The organism is Pseudomonas sp. CGJS7 (assembly GCF_036961695.1).
Window position 1 is genome coordinate 1 of the sequence record NZ_JBAMDI010000055.1, and the last position, 19080, is coordinate 19080.

At 66.6% G+C, this 19080-nt stretch carries 14 protein-coding genes and 1 tRNA gene; 2 read left to right on the forward strand and 13 right to left on the reverse strand.

Annotated elements, in window-relative coordinates; all coding sequences use genetic code 11:
• Positions 1-8: 8 nt before the first annotated feature.
• Together V7787_RS27995 and V7787_RS28000 are read right to left on the reverse strand one after the other, a co-directional pair.
• Entirely contained in the window at positions 9-938 is a 930-nt protein-coding gene (locus tag V7787_RS27995) for a M48 family metallopeptidase (RefSeq protein ID WP_336090636.1), read from the reverse strand.
• A gap of 144 nt (positions 939-1082) precedes the next feature.
• Positions 1083-2903 (reverse strand): SUMF1/EgtB/PvdO family nonheme iron enzyme, encoded by a 1821-nt coding sequence (locus tag V7787_RS28000; protein ID WP_442965336.1) that lies wholly within the window; start codon positions 2901-2903, stop codon positions 1083-1085.
• A 213-nt stretch (positions 2904-3116) separates the two neighbouring features.
• Between V7787_RS28000 and rnd the strand changes: the two genes are divergently transcribed.
• Complete coding sequence (gene rnd / locus V7787_RS28005; RefSeq protein WP_336090639.1) at positions 3117-4223, forward strand: ribonuclease D; 1107 nt, start codon at positions 3117-3119, stop codon at positions 4221-4223.
• Positions 4224-4325: 102 nt separating this feature from the next.
• Positions 4326-4401 (forward strand) — tRNA-Ala (locus tag V7787_RS28010).
• Between the two features lie 83 nt (positions 4402-4484).
• On the opposite strand, the gene V7787_RS28015 is transcribed toward V7787_RS28010, so the two are convergent.
• From V7787_RS28015 to V7787_RS28060, 11 genes are all read right to left on the reverse strand, one after another.
• Positions 4485-6107 carry a dihydroxyacetone kinase subunit DhaK gene (locus tag V7787_RS28015; protein ID WP_336090640.1) on the reverse strand — a complete coding sequence of 541 codons (1623 nt, stop codon included), beginning with the start codon at positions 6105-6107 and terminating at the stop codon, positions 4485-4487.
• Between the two features lie 205 nt (positions 6108-6312).
• The gene (locus V7787_RS28020; protein WP_336090643.1) at positions 6313-7899 is read right to left on the reverse strand and encodes an N-acetylmuramoyl-L-alanine amidase; all 1587 of its coding nucleotides are present in this window, start codon (positions 7897-7899) and stop codon (positions 6313-6315) included.
• A gap of 115 nt (positions 7900-8014) precedes the next feature.
• Positions 8015-9829, reverse strand: a complete 1815-nt coding sequence (locus V7787_RS28025) for a SpoIID/LytB domain-containing protein (RefSeq protein WP_336090644.1) — start codon at positions 9827-9829, stop codon at positions 8015-8017.
• A 340-nt stretch (positions 9830-10169) separates the two neighbouring features.
• On the reverse strand, positions 10170-11150 hold the full coding sequence (locus tag V7787_RS28030; protein ID WP_336090645.1) for a cyclase family protein: 981 nt from the start codon (positions 11148-11150) through the stop codon (positions 10170-10172).
• Between the two features lie 135 nt (positions 11151-11285).
• Positions 11286-12194, reverse strand: coding sequence for a LysR family transcriptional regulator (locus V7787_RS28035; protein ID WP_336090647.1), 909 nt, complete (start codon positions 12192-12194; stop codon positions 11286-11288).
• Between the two features lie 237 nt (positions 12195-12431).
• A complete protein-coding gene (locus tag V7787_RS28040) occupies positions 12432-12752 on the reverse strand; it encodes a hypothetical protein (protein WP_336090649.1) in 321 nt (106 codons plus the stop codon).
• 100 nt (positions 12753-12852) lie between these two features.
• Complete coding sequence (locus tag V7787_RS53165; RefSeq protein ID WP_442965335.1) at positions 12853-13341, reverse strand: DUF4189 domain-containing protein; 489 nt, start codon at positions 13339-13341, stop codon at positions 12853-12855.
• 6 nt (positions 13342-13347) lie between these two features.
• Complete coding sequence (locus V7787_RS28045; protein ID WP_336090651.1) at positions 13348-14514, reverse strand: type IV secretion system protein; 1167 nt, start codon at positions 14512-14514, stop codon at positions 13348-13350.
• Positions 14515-14669: 155 nt separating this feature from the next.
• Positions 14670-15476, reverse strand: coding sequence for a hypothetical protein (locus V7787_RS28050; RefSeq protein ID WP_336090652.1), 807 nt, complete (start codon positions 15474-15476; stop codon positions 14670-14672).
• Between the two features lie 643 nt (positions 15477-16119).
• Positions 16120-18102, reverse strand: a complete 1983-nt coding sequence (gene asnB / locus V7787_RS28055) for an asparagine synthase (glutamine-hydrolyzing) (RefSeq protein WP_336090654.1) — start codon at positions 18100-18102, stop codon at positions 16120-16122.
• A 145-nt stretch (positions 18103-18247) separates the two neighbouring features.
• Entirely contained in the window at positions 18248-18868 is a 621-nt protein-coding gene (locus tag V7787_RS28060; RefSeq protein ID WP_336090655.1) for a porin family protein, read from the reverse strand.
• Positions 18869-19080: the final 212 nt, after the last annotated feature.

Genomic DNA, 19080 nt, shown 5'->3' on the forward strand with positions numbered 1-19080 from the left:
GCGCACGGTCATCGTGGCAACGGCCGGCTTGAGCAATTGGCCTCATAGAACTTCAACGCCGTCGGCATCAACGCCTGCAAGGTCTGAATGCGATTGGCCGGGTCCGGATGGGTCGAAGCGAATTCCGGCGGACGCTGGCCGCCGCCGAGCTGCGACATCCGCTCCCACAGCGGCACCGCCTGGCGCGGGTCGTAGCAGGCCGCCGCGGCCAGCATCAAGCCGACCTTGTCGGCCTGGGTCTCGTGGTTGCGGCCGTAAGGCAGCACCAAACCGTACTGAGCACCGGCGCCGAGCGCGCCCATGATCATCTGCTGTTGCTGCGGGTCCATCCCGCCCACCGCCACGCCGGCGGCCATCTGCCCCATCTGCACCAGCTTCTGCTGGGCCATGCGCTGGGAACCGTGGCGCAACAAGGCGTGGGCGATTTCGTGCCCCATCACCACCGCCAGCGCGTCGTCGTTCTGAGTCACCGGCAACAGCCCGGTGTAGACCGCCATCTTGCCGCCGGGCAGGCAGAACGCGTTGGCCTCCTGCGAGTTGATGACCGCCACGCTCCACTTGAAGCTCTTGTAGTCCTCCGGCGCGGCCTGGTTGTTCTGCTGCGCCAGCGCCTGGGTCACCTGCGGCACTTTGTTGATCAGGCGCTGGGCGATTTCGCTGACGTCCTGGCTTTGCGGCGAGTTCGACGGCAGCAGCGCGCGTTGTGCGTTGGCGTCGTTGAGCACCTGCACGAACGCTTGTTCGCCCAGTTGCACTTCTTCGTCGGCGCTGGCGCCGTAATGGGCCTTTTCGCCGGTGTAGGGATCGACCTTGGCGCCGCCGAACCACGACACCGCGGCGTAGATGCCGAACCCGAGCAGGATCAGCCAGCGCAGCCCGCCCAAACTGAAACCGCGCCGTCCGCCCTGCGCCTGGTTGCCGAGGGGATCGATCCTCATCTGCACACTCCCAAATCCTGCCCGCGAGCGTCGACCGCCCTGTTTCGCGCCGTAGCCGCCCGCGCTTGCGCGCATGCCGCCACGATCGCCCTGCTGCTTCTACCCAGCCTGCAACGCCCCATCATGGGCCGCCTCGGGCCGAACTCAAATATCCCGCACCACCCGGAAGCCCAGCCGCCCGTTGGTGGTGTCGGCGCTGGTGCCCTGCCGCCACGCCGCGCGCGTCTGCGCCGGCGAGCTCGACCACGAACCGCCGCGGAACACCCGCGTGCGGCAGCCAGGATTGAACCAGGCCGCGCCATCGCGCGGCGCGCGGCGGTAGTTGTCGTGCCAGCAATCGGCCACCCACTCGCTGACATTGCCGCCCATGTCGTGAAGACCGAATGCATTGGCCGCGTAACTGCCGACCGGCGCCGGTCCCCAGGCGCCGTCGCCGTAGCCTTCGAAGGCGTTGCGCCAACGCCGGCCGCTGGGCGACTGGTCCAGGCTGCCGGTCAGATTGCCGACCTTCGCAGGCGGCGCGCCGTCGCCCCAGGGATAGCGGCCCTGGCTGCCGGCGCGCGATGCGTATTCGTACTCGGCCTCGCTGGGCAGGCGGTAGCGCTGGCCGGTGATCGTCGACAGCCATTCCGCGTACGCCGAGGCGTCCTTGGCGCTGACGTGCACCACCGGCAGATTGTCGGCGGCCGGGCGGCCGGCGTAATCGGAGCGCCAATCGACCCCGCCGCGCCGCACCAGATTGCCGCTGCGCTCGTCGTAGGCGATGGAATAACCGCGCCGACTGGCGCGCGCGCGGTGCTTGGTGGCGCTCATGAAACGGGCGAACTCGCCGACGGTGATCTCGTAGCGCGACACCGCCAGCCCGCGCTCGAAACGGATGCTGCGCAGCGGCCGTTCGGCGTCGCTGGAACCGGCCTCGGCGACGTCGGCGCCCATCCGGAACGCGCCGTGCGGAATCACCACCATCTGCGGCCCGCGCCCGCCCAGGTTCATCGCGTCGGTGAACACCTGGCCGGGACGGAACAGGCCGTAATGGGTGGCCAGTTCGATCCGCTCGCGCAGTTCGATCGCGGCCGGGTCGCCGGCCGGGGCGATCCGCAACAACGTCGCCAGATGCCCGCGCGCCTCATCGATGCCGCGGAACTTGGGCAAGGCGGCGATACCCTGATCGCGCAGGCCGCCGATCCGCGCCTGACGCTGCGCCGCGATCCGCCCCTGCGCATCGGCGGCAGTCTCCATCTTCGGCCGCACCAGCGCGGCCTTCGCCAGCCAGCGCTCGGCGCCGGCGTAGTCGTCGCGGTCGGCGGCGACTTCCGCGCGTCGGATCAGCGCGCTCTCGGCCGCGGCGATGCCCTGGCGCGCGCGCACATCGCCCGGCCGCAGTTCCAGCGCCTCGGCGAACCGCGCCAGCGCGCCGTCGCGCCCGTCCTCGCCGATGCGGCCGGCGTTGAGGTCTTCTTCGCCCAGGCGGTCGGCTTCCTGGGCCTGGTCGGCGCGGTCCACCCGCTCCAGATACGCCTCGACCTTGCGATGCTCCGGCGCCACCGCGCGCGCCACCGCCGCGGCCTCGTGCGCGGCGCGCAGCGACAGCGGATCGGCGTCGATGCCCTTGAGCGCCGCGTCGCCCTCGGCCAACAGCAGCGCGACGGCGCGGTCCAGGCCGGAGGCGACGGCGCGGTCGTTGGGCGCGAAATCGCGCAGGGCCAGATAGATCGGAATCGCCGAATCGGCGTTCGCGTACAGATCGCCGGCCTTGAGCGCCTCGGCGGCGCGCTTGCGCAGGGCCGCCGCGTTGTCCTCGCTCACCGCCACCGCCGGCGCGCGCCACGGCGGCACCGGCGAGACCGCCTGATCGGCGCTGACGGTCACGATCGGCTTGCGCGCGGCCGCGTCCTGCTGAGCGCCTTTGCCGGCGCGGTCGCCGCAACCGGCCAACAGCCCCAGGGCCACGATGCTGGTCCACATCAGTGCGCGCAAACGGCGACCTCTCCCGGATGGTGTGAGCGACGGGGCAGCATATCGCTTTGGGCGTTAACGCCGGGAATCGGCAAAAGCCCAAGGCGCGTAGCGACAGCCGAACGCCCCAGTTCCCTATTCCCCAATCCCTATCCCCCGCTCCTTTAAGCTATTGTCGCCCGCCCGGCCCTCAATCGGCCCGCAACCCGAATACACCGAAACATGCCCGCCTGGATCGATACCCCCGCCGCGCTGCTGGCGCACTTCGAGGTCAAACCCGCACGCATCGGGCTGGACACCGAGTTCATCCGCGAACGCACCTACTGGCCGCAACTGGCCCTGGTGCAGATCGCCATCGAGCGCGCAGGCGAGGATGAGCCGACGATTCTGCTGGTCGACCCGCTGCGCCCCGGCATCGCCGCCGCGCTCGCGCCGATCCTGGCCGACACCGCGATCCTCAAAGTGGTGCACAGCCCGAGCGAGGATCTGGTCGCGTTCAAGCACGCCTGCGGCCTGGTGCCCAAGCCGCTGTTCGATACCCAGCAGGCCGCGGCCCTGGCCGGCATCGGCAGCGGCCTGGGTTATCAGAAACTGGTCGAGCAACTGACCGGCGTGACCCTGGCCAAGGGCGAAACCCGCTCGGACTGGATGCGCCGCCCGCTGTCGCCGTCGCAACTGGAATACGCCGCCGACGACGTCCGCCACCTGTTCGCGATGCACGACGCGCTGACCGGCCTGCTCGAGCAACTCGGCCGCCGCCAATGGCTCGACGAAGACGCCGCGCGCACCGTGATCAACGCCGAAAACGAAGGCCCGGAGCGCTGGCCGCATTTGTCCATGCGCAGCGCCCAATTCCTCGACCTGCCCGCGCAGCGCCGGCTGGTGCGCCTGCTGCGCTGGCGCGACGCGTATGCGCGCGACAGCGACAAACCGCGCAGCTGGATCCTGGATAACGAGCTGGCCGTGGCCCTGGCCCGGCAAGCGCCGGCCGACCGCGAGGCACTGCAACGCCAGCTCGACGCCCACCCCAAAGCGCCGCGCAAACTCTCCGAACCGCTGTGGAACGCGCTGAGCACGCCGCTGGCCGACGAAGACCAGACCCCCGACGCCGGCATCGCCGAGACCCGCGACAAACAGCGCCTGCGCCAACTGCAGGACGCCGTCGCCGGCCGCAGCGCCGCACTCGGCCTGCCCGACGGCGTACTCGCCTCGCGCCGTTGGCTGGAAGCCCTGCTCGACCACGGCGAATGGCCCGACGCCCTGTCCGGCTGGCGCCGCGAAGCGCTGGAACCGGCCCTGGGGCCGTTGCTGGCCGCCCCGGGGCGCTGAGCGGCCCGCCCGAAAACAGCGATTTCGCGAGGCTTTGCGCAGATTTGGCGGCAGGACTAGCGCCGGCGATTGCGGCCCGCTAAACTTGCCGCGTCCAGATGTGGGGCCATAGCTCAGCTGGGAGAGCGCGTCGTTCGCAATGACGAGGTCGGGAGTTCGATCCTCCCTGGCTCCACCACTCTTAAAGAAACCAACGGGATTTTCTCGTTGGTTTTTTTATGTCCGATGCTTTTTCGGCATGACGCCGATCGCGCCTGCGAGTCAGGCCGCCGCCAAACTCGCAAACGCCCGCGCCACCGCCTCCGCCCCCGGATCGATCGCTCCACTGAGCGCATGCTCAGGCACATAAGACGCCCGCCCCGCCCCCGCGCGGGTCATGCTCGCGGTGCGATCGGCCCCGAGCCGTGCAGCGCGCGCCGACGCGGCGAGGCCTTCGCCAAGCACATCGACGGCCGGAATCAACGCATCGAGCATGGTTCGGTCGCCGCTGCGGGCGCCGCCGTAGTGCTGCATGCGCACGATGCCTTCGTTCAAGGCTTGCTGCCAATCGCGTCCGGCGGTGAGTGCGGTGCCGGTGGCGGTGAACAGGATCGACAGCAGCACGCCGCTGGAGCCGCCCATCGCGTGGGCGAGCAATGCGCCGAGTTCGTCGCACAGCCGCGCCGGTTCGCCGGTGCTCAGCGATTGGCGCTGCAGTTTCTCCAGCACCGCGCGGGCACCGGCGGCGAAGGTGCTGCCGGCGTCGCCGTCGCCGATGCGTGCGTCGAGTTCGTCTAGGGTTTTTTCGGAGTCGAGCAACACGTGCATCAGGCGTTCGATCGCCGCGGCATTGGCGGCGTCTTGCGCGCCGACCGGGCGGTCGACGGCGCTGGCGTTCATCGCCAGGATGCCGGGCGCGCGCGGTACGTACACGCCGGGCCAGGCCAGCGGTTCGACCGGCATCGACAATGCGCGCACGTAACCCGATTCGGCCGGCACCAGGGTCAGCGAGAAGCCGTGCATGTCCAGCGAGGTCATCAGCGCTGCGGGACGCACCATCAGTGCGATGCGTTCGCGGCCGATCCGGCACAGCACTTCGTCGGTCAACACTGCCAACTCTTGCGTCGAGCAGCCACCCAGGTCGTTGAGCATCACGATCCAGCGTTGGCTGCTGCCGTAGCGCTGCATGCCGCGTTCGAGCAGCGGGGTGAGCACTTGTTGCACGGCGTCGGCGGCGTTGATGGGTTCGATCCGGCGCGCGCCGGGTTCGTTGTGGATGCCCAGGCCGAGCTCGGCGCCGCGCGGTTCGGGAACGTGGCCGGGCAGCGTGCAGCTGGACAGCGACAAGCCGAGCGAGGACACGCGTTCGGCGAACACTTGGCAGCGGTCGGCCAGTTCGTCCAGGCCGACGCCCTGCCCGGCCAGGTAACCGGCGTACTTGTGCACCAGCACGGTTCCGGCGATGCCGCGCGGACGCGCGCTGTCGCCCAGGGCGATGTCGTCGGCGACGATGCACATGCGCACTTGCAGGCCTTCGCGCCGCGCTTGTTCGGCGGCCAGGCCGAAGTTGAGGCGGTCGCCGGTGTAGTTCTTGACGATCAGCAACGCGCCGCCGCTGCCGGTGCAGTGGCGGATGCCGGCGAGCACCGCGGCGACGCTGGGCGAGGCGAAAATTTCGCCGGAGATCGCTGCGCTGAGCATGCCGCGACCGACGAAGCCGGCATGCGCGGGTTCGTGCCCGGCGCCGCCGCCGGACAGCACGGCGACGCGGCTGCGGTCGAGTTCGGTGCGCACCAGGATGCGCAGCCCCGAGCGCGGATCGGCCATGTCCACCGCGGCGCTGGCGGCGGTGCTGTTGAGTATCTGGGTGACCACGTCGGCCGGGCGATTGAAGAAACGATCCATCGGATGGGGGACTCGCTTTAGATCGGGTGATGGCATGGTAGAGCAGCCGCGCGCGCGCTCCGCGGCGCCGGGCTGTCCGTTTTTGGCGGGAAAGTCGCGGGTTTCGGGTTCTGCGATCGAAAACAAAAAGCGGGCGCGACGACGCCAACCGCTCGTCGCCGCGCCCGCCCACCTCGACCGGTGTGAGCCGCTTGAATCGTTCCGATCAGCAGTCCGGAGCCACCCGCCCGTCGGACCCGGTGAAGGTGTAGACGTCGGGGATGAAACGGCCGGTGCCGATGCGGTTCCACAAGGTGCTGGTGCCGTAGGTTCCGGTCACCGACGTGCCGTTGGTCTGGCATTGGATGGTGACGCTGGCGCCGTCGGCGAGCGTTCCGACCACGTTATGGTTGGTGCCCGGGCCGGAACGCACGTTCAACGGCGTGCCGCTGGTGGCGACCGTGCCGGTCACGCCGCCGTTGCCGCCGCCCGGATTGAGCAGCTTGTAGTAACGCGACCAATCCCAGTTGATGCCCGGGTCGGTGTGGTCGTTGCCGCTGTAGTGCTGATGGCCTTTGACCTTGACGCTGGCCGGCAACACCTTGACCGTGCGCGTCGCCGGGCCCTGGAAGGCGGTGTTGCACTTGATCGCCGAGTACTTGGCGCAGAAGTGGCGGACGATGCCGGCCGAGGCGTTGTACATCGCGGTGGTGTACCACGAGGCGTTGTCGACGTAGCCCTCGTGTTCGATGCCGAGCGTGGTCTTGTTGTGCGAGAGCACGTGATGCGCCGCGCGGTTCTCGCGCACCATCTGGGTGATCTGGCCGTCGCTGCTGCGGACCAGATAATGGATGCTGACGTGATCGGGGTTGTTCTGGAACCACGAAATGCTGCCGGCGTAGGAGCCTTGCACGGTGTGGATGGTCGCCGAATCGTAGGAGGTGCGATCGGAGTGGTACGGCGAAGCGACCCAGCGCGCCGGTGCGTAATCCACCGCGGCCGCGGCGGCCGCCGCCTTCGAGGCGTCTTTGCTTTGCAGCGTCTGGGTTTCGGGATCGACGAAGTAATGATCGGTTTCGATGCGATCTTCATCGGCGTTCAAGCGCAGCAGCGGCGCACGCAGGCGGACCAGATCGGGCGCGTCGAACGCGCGTTCCCACGCGACCGCGCGCTCGGGCACGGCGATCCCGCTTTCGTTCACGCCGCGGTCCAGCGTCAGCAGCACGTCGAAGGCGAAGCTCAGACGGGCGTAGTCCTGCACCGCGCTCTTGGCCTGGGTTTGCGCATAACCGGCGTAGCGCTGCAGCGCCGGACGCAAGGCTTCGGCGTCGCCGGCCTTGCCGCCCGCGCGGCCGATCTCGCGATCGAGCAACGCCGCCGCGGCCAGAATATTGCTGGACGCGTCGTTCAAGATCCGCGACTCGGGCACGCCGAGCAGACGCGCGGCTTCGCCGACTTGATCGGCGAAACCTTCGCCGTGGTAGAGGCCCATCACGCCGTAGGCGCGCGGCATCTCGCGGTTGCCGGCGGCATCGGACGCGGCCGGACGCAGGTGCTGCCAACGGCTGGCCACGTAGGCCATCGATTCCAGGGTGCCGGCCGGGATGGACGGATAACGCGCATACGCCTGACGGAAATAGCTCGGGTAGTGAGCGCGTTCGACCCGCAGAGCGTTCTGCGCGGATTTCAGGCTCTGGGTGAGCGCCGGATCGGCGAGCACGTCGACGGCATTGGCGGGCTTGCCGGCCATCGCGGCCGGCGCGAGCGCCGCGGCCAGCGCGGCGGCGAGCAAGGTGGTGAGGTGTCGGTTCACGGGTGTCCTTGTGATGAAGGTTGATCGGGAGTTGACGCAGGCGGCGGCCGGTCGCGCCGGCCGTCGCATGCGCTGTGGAGCGTTGGCGGTACGACTCAGGTGCGTGTGTGCGCGCTCAGCAAGCCGGTGCGACCGCGGTATCGGAACCGGTCAAGGTGTAGGCGTCGGGGATGAAGCGCCCGCTGCCGATGCGGTTCCAGATCTTGCTGGTGCCGTAGGTGCCGCTGACCGAGCTGCCGGTGGTCTGGCATTGGATAGTCACGCTGGTGTTGTCGGCCAGGGTGTCGACCACCGAGTAGCTGGTGCCCGGACCGGAGCGCACGTTGAGCGGAGTGCCGTTGGTGTTGACCGTGCCGGTGATGCTGCCCGGGTTGGGCGTGCCGCTGGAATCGGAGCGATAAGCGTTGCGCATGCCGCCGGGGTTGTTGTTGCCGTTGAAGTAGTGATCGGTGATCCACTTCCAGTCGCGGCCTTCATTGGCGGCCCAGCGCTGGGTGCCCCACTGGCTCATGCCGCGGCCGTGGCCGAAGCAGGCCTTGCCCTTGCCGACCGAATCGCTGAGGCAGGGCCAGTTGTTGCGCGGCGAGCCGTTCTTGCCGTTGCCGCAGCTCAGGTCGTTGTTGCTGCACGACAGGTTGTCGCTGGTGTTGTCCCAGGCGTTGTTTTCCGAGGAGTACTCGCTGAAGGCGGCGGTGCGGCCGTCGCGGCTGAGGATCACGCCCTTGGTGGCCTTGGCCGCGGCGACGGTGGCGGAGAACGAATCGGTCTTGAACACCTGGCACGAGGTGGTGTTGCAGATGTCGTAGCGGCTGCTGATCGGATGGGCGACGAAGTAGGCGCCGTAAGTGCGGTAGGCGATCGCGCCGGCGGCCAGCGAATTGGCGTGCCAGCTCGAAATCCACTCATTGTCCAACCCCTTGCCGACATAGTCTTCCAGGCTGTACACCGACACGCCCGAGCAGGAACGGCCCGAGCAACTGGTGCCGACGCGGATGCTCGACGGCACCGCGACCGCGGCGGCCGACACGTTCGCGGCCATCGCCGTGCGGCCGGCCTTCATCGCCTGCCCTGCGTTGGCGGCATCCAACTGTTCCATCGCCGCTTCGCGGTCCAGCAGCGGGCGCTCTTTGGCCAGCGTTTGCACGTGGGTCAGGTTTTCTTCGACGCGGCCGCTGCCGGCTTGCAGATCGACGATGAAGTGGGCGCTGTCGTTGCTCATCGACACCCCGGACAGGCGGTGCGCGCGATAGCCCTTGCCTTCGATTTCGATGCTGGTGGTCGGCGCCGGCGCGTCGTCCTTCAAGGTGCTGGCGACGAACTTGCCGCGCACTTCGAAGTAACCGGCGCCGTCGGTGACCGCGCGTTCGCCCTGCGCGGTGCGCACCGAAATCCCCGCCAACGGCTTGCCGCTGCGCTGGTCGTAGACGTTGCCGCTGAACACCGTGCAGTCGCTGCATTCGGCGGCCTTGAGCGCGAGCAGATCGAGCTTCTCCGACTCGGTGCGCGGCGACAGCCACACCGTGGTCGGCAGGCCGATGGCGCCGTCGGAATCGACCCGGGTAATCAGCGATTCGTACCCCGGAACGCTGACCGACACCTGATACTGGCCCTTGGCCAGACCGGCGACGCGGCCGCCTTGCGAGGCCAGCGACAGCTTCTGGCGTTCGTCCGAGCGTCCCACCGGCGCCACGCTCAACTCGGCCTGCAGGTACTGGCCGGTGACGATGTCGCGGACGCGGATGTCGATCGCGGCTTGGGTCGCGGCGCTGCGCACGGCGATCTTGGCCGCGCCGCCCTTGTCGGCCGCCGCCAGCGTCTGGCCGGCGAAAGCGCTGCTCATCGCCAGCGCGCAGGCCAGCACGGACACGCCTGCCGCCGCGACGCGGTTGCGGCTGAAACCGTTGTTCGTGTTATCGGTACTGCTGTTCATTCCACTACCCCAGGTTGGCGGATTGATGTGCATTGATCCGGTGGCGTCGAACGCGGCGGTCATCGATGAATCGACGATCGCTGCGTTCGCGACGGGCATCGCCCGTGAGGCCTGTTTTAAGGCGCGGGCCTGTCGCGCACCTGTCGATGCGCGATCCCGGCCGGACGCGTGTGCGGTATCGCGACCGCGATCACTGCGCGGATGTGCGGTGCGCTGGGGACTGGCGATGCAGTGCGAAACGCGACGCGCGCGGCGTTGCTTAACTTCGCGGCGCGCGAACGCGCGCAGGCCGGGACATCGCCCGGCCTGCGCGTTACGGCTTGGTTGGCTTGCGCGAGGATCAGCGCAGCGGCAGAGCCACCGGCCGCAGCGGCGCGGCATCGCCGCCGCGGATCTTCAGCGGACCGCCGATGAAGGCGAACTCGTAGACCTTGTCGCGGGACAGCTCATCCAACGCGATCAGCTCGATGATCGGCACCCCGTGCTGGGCCAGCAGATACGTGTGCAACGGCACGTACTCGCCCTGGACTTCGGAAGGAAACGTCTCCAGGCTCAGGTTGTCGGCGCCGAGGATCATCGCGCCGCTGTCTTCGACCAGAAACCGCGCCGCGTCGATGCCCAGGCCCGGCGGCTTGGCGATGTAAGCCTCGGCCTGTTCGAACAACTTCATCCGGCCGGTGCGGATCAGCACGATGTCGCCGCGCTGCAGTTTCAGGTTCTGCCGTTTCAGGCTGTCCTGCAGGTCCTGGCGGCTGATGCGGTATTCGTCGGGCAGCATGTCCACGCCCTTCAGCGCGGCGACGTCGAGCATCACCCCGCGCGCGATCAGCGGCGGGAACTTCTCGATCCCGGTCTTGTTCCAGCCGCGGTCGCCCAGGTGCTTGTCGGCCTCGTATCCGTTCCAGATCTTGCCGCCGATACCGAAATGATTCAGCGCATCGATATGGGTGCCGGTGTGGCTGTACATCGAGAACGCGGTGCCGGTGTAGCTGGTGTGGGCGTTCATCGCCGCGCCGACGCCCATCGGGTCGTCGACCTGGGTGCCGCGCGGGGTGTGGGTCATCCAGAACTGATAGTGCGGATCGCCCGCGGCCTGCCAGCTCGGCATGCCGACGAAGTATTCGGTGGCCAGGTCGTAAACCCGGCCGCCGCTGACCCGGCTCAGCACCGCGGCGCGCGATTGCTCGGTGATCAGGTTCAGGCGGCCGATTTCGTCGCTCGCGCCCCACTGGCTGCGGCCGACCTCGGCCGAGACCGCGGGCAATGCGGCGGCCAAGGCCGAGGCCACCGCGACGGCGGCGAAAGTCTTGCGGATGTTCATGCGTATCTCCATTGCGGACGCGCGGCAGAACCGGCGTCGGGTGTGCGCTGCCGATGCGGCATCGATGCAGACAAGCATGCGAGTCGCGCCGCCGGGGAAACAGCGGGTCGCGGTGCAGGGACTATTCGCCCGGCGTCAGCAATCGCCGACCAGGGCCGGCGGCAAGGCCTCGGCGAGGAAATCTACGAACGCCCGCACCTTGGCCGGCAGATGCCGGCCGGTCGCGTACACCGCGTGGATGTGGCGCGGCGATTGGCGGTGATCGGGCAGCAGCTCGCGCAGTTCGCCGCTGGCGATGCGCGGCAGCGCCAGGAACGCCGGCAGGCTGCCCACGCCCAGGCCCTGGATCAGCATGTCGCGCAACAGCAGGCTGTTGTTGACCGTGGCCCGCGGCACCGGCAGCACGAACGCGCTGTCGCCGTCCTTGCCGCGCAAGGTCCATTGCCGCGGCGTATCGGCCAGGCTGTAGCCGAGCAGATCGTGCCCGCACAACTCCTGCGGCGTGGTCGGCTCGCCGCGACGGCGCAGATACTCCGGCGAGGCGCACAGCAACTGGCCCAGGCTGCCGAGCCTTCGCGCGATCAGGCTGGAATCCTCCAGCTCGGCGCGCAAGCGGATGGCGACGTCGAACCCCTCGGCGACCACGTCGATCACCCGGTCGTCGAGCGACAGATCCAGACGCAGTTGCGGATGGGCCAACAGAAACCGGCTCAGCAACGGCGACAGCACGGTCAGGCCGAACGACAGCGGCGCACTGACTCGCAACAGCCCGTCGACCCGCTCGGACTGGTCGCGCAGCCGCGATTCGAGCGCGTCGATCTCATCGATCAGCCGGCAGCATTCGGCGTAGTACCAGCGGCCGCTGTCGGTCAGGCTCATGCTGCGGGTGGTGCGCTGGAGCAAGACCGTACCCAGCCGCGCTTCGAGCTGGCGCATCTGCTTGCTCAGGCCGGCCGCCGACATGCGCAACTCCTCGGCGGCCTTGGCGAAGCTGCCCGATTCGACGATGCGGCGAAAGCTGCGCATCAGCGCGAGGGAATCCATGGGCGAAGCTGGCTGCGGAGGGGGCGTCATGATGAGGCAGTAGCAGCCGGCGAACCAGCCCGCCCACACCGCCACGCCTTCTCCGGCTGGACCGGTACTGCCGGCCGCTCTGCCAGCGCGGCGTCGAAGGCTCAGCGGTGGCGGTGCCTATCAGCCACCAACGGTAATCCCACATACACCTAGACCACGGTGGCTGGCCGAGTTCAATCAGGACGCACCGGTAACCACTACTAGCGATCAGAACGTGGCCGCCGGATCCCTGGACTTCTTGTTACCTGCGCTAGGACCAATCGGCATGGGAATCCCTCCAGCCATGCACACTCGTTTGAACGTTGAGATGTACCGTTTATTGACCGGGAGCTTGGCGACGACAGGCGCCCAAACGCCCAACTTCGGCGCCACCGACACCCAGTTATGTAGCGGATAACCGATTCTGCAGAATCTGTCGGGATTGTTGCTGTAAGGAACTTCCTCGTAGACGCCGCGTTGGCCAACTGCGGATGTCGGTGCGACCGCCAACAGAGCGAGCAAGCCGGATAGGGCAATAAATCGTTTCATAAACCACTCCTTGTTGGATGGCACCAGAGCCGGTCGAGATCGAAATCCACCCTATGATCGACACTGCCTTGAACCCGAAATACTGCCGGCCGCGCCGCGCTCACTCCTCGAATTCCGCCGGGCTACATTCAGAGAAGTACACATAGCAGTCCCGATCGCCAGCCTTTCGGCATGAATTCATGCCAATAGCAGTGGCACCATCGATCGTTGGCGCTGCCGAGGTGCTGAATGTGCTCGCCCCCGCGACGATCACTCCGCACTGATTGAAGTACACGAGCTCAACCTTGCACGAGACTCCACCTTTGTTCCGACACTGCGTCATGGCCGCTGACTTCGCAGCCCGCTCGCTTCGCATACCGCTCGACGCGCCCAAGCCGACTTTCAAGTCGATAGCGAAGGCTCCCCAACGCGTCTCCCATCGCCCGGACGGAGTGGAAGCGGCACCTTGCGATCCTCTGTAGTAAGGAGAATTCGATCGGTCGGGCGGAATGCAGGCAGGATTGCCGGCAGAAGGAATGCCCGCGGGGCAGCCCTGCCCCAAACAGGCCCCGGTTACGCCAAAGAGTAAGAAAATACACAGCGTTCTCATCACTTCCTACTCCTGAGCCGGCCCTTGTACGCCTGCCTTGGCTGGACCTGCCGACGGCAATTGACCATGGCTCGCCCGACTCAAAAGCCTGGTCTGATCCAAATGGGACGGCGCAGAGCTCGCCGCAGCAGGCGGAAGAGTTCCGGACTTAGCCGGATTTGCGACAGTTCCCTGCTGTTCGGCTGGCCGCGCATAACCGCCCGTTTGCGCCGCGTTTTGCGATGCTCCCCCTTCTGCGCCCCGTCCCACAGCCCCAAACGCCGAGTAAGCCCCGAACTGCCCCATCGCCCCCTGGAAGAACGACGCAGCCATCGGCGGAATGGTGATCAACAACACCGTAAGCACCATGCCTAGGCCGCCCTGCTGCATCGCCATGGTGGTGAGCCCCGGCGTGCCGACCGAGACACCGGGAATTTTCTCCAGCAACCAGGCCGCCGCGTACTGTCCGGCGAAGTTCGCCGCCACCGCGCCGACCATCTTCATCGAGACGGTCACCATGAAGCTAAGCACAGCCATCGAAAACATCGTGCCTATGCCGTAGTACAACCAGCGGCCGAACAAGGCCTTGGTCTGCTCGAACATAAGGCTCAGGATGAACAACGGCGCCAGACCGACGAACAGCGCCAACGCGACCTTGTACATCATCAACAAAGCGCCGCCGATCACCGCCGGCCCCGCCACTCCCAAACCGGCCATCATCAGGGCCTGATCTTTGTCCTCTTTGATGCTGGGGTTGTCGAGCAGAGGCAGCGCGTCGATCGCGGCCATCGCCAGTTGCATCTTGGTTAGGCTGTCGTCGATGCTCTTGGCGGGCGCCTCGTCTTTTCCCGTCACCATGTAATGGATGGCCTTAGGCATGGCATCGGTGATAAACGCATAGATATCGCCACCGCCGATAGTCATCGTCGAAGCCGCGATCAAGATGAAGGTGCCGCGCATCGAATTGACTACCAGCGCCATCATCGGCTCGCGCGACTGTCCGGTAACGATGCGAAACCCTTGCAACAGCACCCACAGCGTCATCAGCACCAGCGCCGCGGCCGCCACGAAAGCCGAAGTCCGATAGAGCATGAGCTCCCCCATCGCCAGGATCTCGTTATCCAGAAAATCGAAGATTTCCTGGAAAAACATCCACTGCCCTAGCTCTTGCAGGGGCCCGGCGACCTCGGGCATCCATCCACTCAACATATTGCGTCCTTAGCATGGACAACAAAGCGGCTCTACTCGATCCGACACAAGCGAAATTGCAATAGAGCGCAACCCTTCCGGAACAATCATCGCCTAAGCGGTTGCCTGGCAGTTTTCAACCGACGACGGCCGATTCAGCGTTACTTCCCATCCAGCGTATTGCCCGCGCAATCCATGCGCCGCATGAAGCACGCCCATGGCCTGCGTTCGGACTTGGCCGCTTTCAGCGCGACCTTCATAAGAGCGAAGCCGGCCAAATCTCTCACCAAACCCGCACCGATATCGCCCTTTTTTCCGCGCATTACTTCATTGCCGATCTGATCGCGAACGGCCGTGAGATACTCCATTCGCGCGGCATAAGCTTCCATGTAAAGGCGGTGCTGTCGGATATCGATATCCATACGCGCGATCAGCGCCAGCAGCTTATTGGTGTTGTCTTGCAACTTGCCTTGATCGTCCGCGCTCAGATTCGAACGTTCCTGCTCGATCTCATCGAGCCGTTGCTTCCGTTTGTCGAAGGTCTTATGCAGCGCCAGCGAATAGTTGTACCTCGCCATCTGGGTCTTGACGATTTCCTGACATATCTGCTGGAGCTGTAGACCTGCCTTCTTTTCAGCTTCCGGACATCGCTCATCGATGGCTTTGGCCACCACGCTTGGCTTGTCCTTCTGCAGTCGCTCGCCGGGCCCTTCTGCGGCCTCACCGCTGGATTTGGCCGATCCCATCGCCGACATTTTCTTCAAGCGGTCGTTGAGCGAGCCATCGTCTTCGCCGATGGAAGCGCGAATCACCCTGAGGTGATCGTTGGCCCGGTTGTCGTGCACCTCCCAGGCCGAACCCCTGGCGAACGCCTGGCCGCTGACGAGGCAGGTCGACAACAACACTCCACCTGCAGCGACCGCGCGAAAACGATTGGCGCGAAAACGGCTGATCAGAATCCCGTCCATCCCCGACTCCTTTTCGGACTTGACGCGTGCCTGGTCTATGGCTCAAGCAATCGGCGCTCATTCATCGCCGATCGGAAGATACGCAGATAACTCCTGCCGCATCTCGATCAGCGCCAGCGGATTGCGAAATTCCGGCTGACGGAAGGCAAGCTACCACCGCGCAATTCGAAACCACAATCAGGCAAGTGCAACTCACTGGATAAGTACACAGCGATAACACTTTAAATGCACGCAAAACTTAGCCATCCATACACAGATACGGCATTCGCCGAAAAATACTGGCGCGGCGCTGGCACTTCCAGGCATTCCTTTACGATTTTCTATCTCGGATATTTTTCAAATCGCGAACGCAACACCGCGCCTCAGAAGGAATCATCGACCGAATGCCGAATCATCCACCGAAATCCAGCGCGGCACTGACGGACACGAAGCAATCGCCTTCGCACTTGCGAAAGCGAACTGACGTCAAGGGAAGAAGAGAATCATTTGCGCATTGAAACGATCTATAGCCGATCGAACGCGAACCGACCGCCGCGCACGCAGGCCGTGCCAAGCGTTTCTAACGCCGCCCGAACCAGCCGCGACACGCAGATAGCGACGACCACCTTGGTGAAAACTACCGAGATCGACCGCACCTCTTCGCTCAGACCAGCGCAGGCAAAATCAGCACAGGACTCGATGGCATCGCTTCGGATACCGCCGGTTTGACCGCGGAGGTTGCGGCGAGATGCTTCTGCGCCCACGCCTGAAACATCAGCACGTTCCACAGATGCGTATGCCACTTGCGTTCGCCGGCGAGGAACTGGGTCCACAACCCGCGCACGACGCCGACGTCGAAATGGCCTTCGTGGCGCAGCCTCGACTCGTTCAACAAGGTTTCGGCCCATTCGCGCAACGGCCCGCGCAGCCAGCTCGCCACCGGCGCGCCGAAGCCGTTTTTCGGCCGATAGATCAGCGGCGCGGGCAGATAGCGTTCGAGCAGTTTCTTGAGGATGTACTTCTGTTCGCCGCGGCGGTGCTTGAGCGTCGTCGGCAACGACCAGGCGAATTCGATCACCGCCCGATCCAGCAACGGCGAGCGGGTTTCCAGGCCGCAGGCCATGCCGGCGCGGTCGATCTTGGTCAGGATGCCGTTGGGCAAATCCATCTGGAAATCCAGGAACAGAATCCGGTCGGCGCCCTCGCCCACCTGCAGGCGGCGCTGCGGATCGCCGAACGCGGTCAGCGGTTCGCGCGCGCCGAGCACGGCGGCGGCGGGGTCGCGCCAGCGCGAGACCCGCTGCAGGTAATTGTCTTCGACCTCGCGCGCACCCAGTTCGGCCCACAGCGCGGGCCAACCGCCGAGGCGCGAACGCTCGCCCAAGCTGCTGCCGCGCGCCTGCGCCAGACGCCGCAACGGCGCCGGCAAACGCGCGCTCCAGCGCGCGTTGCGCAGCGCGCGGCAATAAGCCGAATGGCCGAAGAACAATTCGTCGCCGCCGTCGCCGGTCATCGCCACCGGCGAGCGCCGGGCGACGATGCTGCTGGCGATCAGGGTCGGCACTTGCGAGGAATCGGCGAACGGTTCGCACCAGACTTCCGGCAAGCGTTCGATCATCGTCAGCGCTTCGTCGCCGCGCACCCGGTGTTCGGTGTGGCGCGTGCCCAGCGCGCGCGCGGCCTTGTGCGCCCACTGGCTTTCATCGTGGCGGACGTCGTCGAAACCGATCGCATAGGTATCCACCGGTACCGCGGTCTGCGCCTGCATCATCGCCGCCACCAGCGACGAATCGGTACCGCCCGACAGGAACGCGCCGACCGGCCGGGCGCCGCCCATGCGCGCGCTGACCGCTTGTTGCAGCAGGATCTCCAGTTGATCCACCGCCTCTTCCTGGCCGATGTCGCCGCGCAGCGCCACCGCCTCGGTCATGCGCTGGCGGGCGCACCAATAGGCCTGGGTGTCGCGGGCGGGATCGTGCCCGGCGCGGCCGGCGCGCATCGTCGCCGGAGTCATCCGCAACAAGGTGCCCGGCGCCAGTTTGAACACGCCCGGATGGATCGAATGCGGCGCGGGAATGTAGTCGTAACGCAGCAGCAGACTCAGCGCATGGCGGTCCACCGCTCTGTCGAAGTCGGGATGCCGGTGCAGGGCCTTGAGTTCGGACGCGTAAACGAAATCTTCGCCGGCCCAGCCGTAATACAGCGGCCGCTCGCCGACCCGGTCGCGCGCCAGCCACAGTTGCCGGTCGCGGCGGTCCCACAGGCTCAGCGCGAACGCGCCGTTGCAGCGGCTCAGGGTGCGTTGCAGGCCCCAGCGGCGGATCGCCGCGAGCACGACCGACGCGTCGCTGCCGCCATCGCTTTGCGGGTCGAGCACGGCCAGTTCGCGATGCAAGGACTCGCGGTTGTAGAGCGCGCCGTCCAGGCTGAGCAGGTAACGTCCGTCGGCCGACATCGCCGGCTGCGCGGCCTCGCTGTCGGCCGCGCGGCAATGGCTCAGGCCGACGCCGGCGGCGGCATCGCTCCAGACCGCGTGATCGCGGGCGCCGCGGTGCTGCAATGAGTGGATCATCGAACGCGCGCGATAGCGCAAGGCCTCGGCATCGCCGCCTTCGCGCGGACACCACACCCCGGCCAGGCCGCTCACAGCCGCGCTCCTGCGTTGGCGCGGATCGGGCTGCGGAAGGAATCGGTATTCACGTTCGACGCTCCTTGCGATGCGCTGCGGCCCGGCATGGCGGGCGATGGAACCGAGCGCGCGCCGCCGGAGCGCGGCGCGCGTCCGGTCGGACTTAGAAGCGGTAAGCCAGGCTCAAGGTGGCCTCGCCGGTCTTGATCTCGTCGGCGCCGGCCTTGCGGCGGAAGCCGTTGCTGGCCTTGGTCAGGCCGTCGATGTCCAGGCGCAGGGCGAAGTGGTCGTTGAAGTGGTAGTTCGCGCCGACGCCGAGTGCGGCGATGTTGACGTTCTCGCTGGCCTTGCTCAGACCGGGCGCGGCGCCCTTGACCGGGGTGAATTCGTTGCGCGAACGGCCGACCGAGAGCTTGCCGAACAGCTCGAAGCGCTCGCCGATCGGCACGATGCCGAGTGCGCTGAGTTGCAGCGACTTGGTGTCGAAGCTGCCGATGCTGCGGCGGCTGACGTCGCCGAGAAGATCGTGGTAGGAGCCTTCCAGGGCGAAGTAGCGGTTGAAGCGATAACCGCCGCCGAGCACGTAGCTGGTGCTGGACTTGTCTTCGCTGCGCTTCTGCCCGACCGGGACCATCGAGCGCTTGGCTTCCCATTGGGTGGTGGCCGCGCCGACGCCGCCGAACACATAGGCGCCGGCGCGATCGTCGGCGCCTTGCGCGTGAACGGCGGTGGACAGGGACAGTGCTAGCGCGGCGGCGCCGATCGCGAAAAGCGGGTATCGCATGGAAAAACTCCGTCGTTGGGGGACGGAGCCATGCTGTGCCAGCGGAAACGAGACGTCAGTTGCAGTCTCTAGGCGCGTAGGTAACGGCTTGCTACAGCCAGTAACCGTGTGTAACCGCGCACGCGGCGCGATGCGCTGTCGGCGGATGCGTCGGATGCTGGATCGAGCCCGAATACCCCTTGTTTTCAAGGCGATCGAGCGAAACGCACGCG